1 protein-coding gene is annotated in these 391 nt (G+C 54.5%); it reads left to right on the top strand.

The genetic code is table 11. The features are described 5' to 3' along the window. Nucleotides 1–33: 33 nt before the first annotated feature. On the top strand, nucleotides 34–391 hold a 358-nt coding region (locus B3W37_RS10005), incomplete at its 3' end, for an MATE family efflux transporter (RefSeq protein ID WP_483175613.1).

The following is a 391-nucleotide window of genomic DNA, read 5'->3' as shown; positions in this document are numbered from 1 at the left end:
AACCGTCTCCAATTGTTCAATATGGAGAATGCTATGCTGATATGGAGAGATAAAAACCTGCGGGTTACCATTTGGAAAATCGCCTGGCCGGCCATGGGGGAAATGATTCTCTACATGCTGGTAGGGGTCGTTGATGTGGCTGTAGTAGGGCGGCTGGGCGCAGTCCCGCTGGCAGCTGCCAGCCTGGGCGCTGAGATATTCTTTTCGCTGGTTCTATTCTTGAATGCCCTGGGCATCGGCACATCAATACTGGTGGCCCAGGCCAAAGGCGCCAACCGGCTTGATGAAGCCGCACTGGTGGCCGGGCAGAGCCTCTTAATGGCCTTGTTCATAGGTTTGACGGCCGCAGTTTTAACCCAGGTCTACCTGTTGCAGATTCTGGCCCTCTTCA

The sequence above is a fragment of the Syntrophomonas sp. UBA5494 genome, assembly GCF_002426325.1.
Note: the sequence above shows the minus strand (reverse complement) of the source record. Positions and strands in the feature narration are given on the sequence as shown.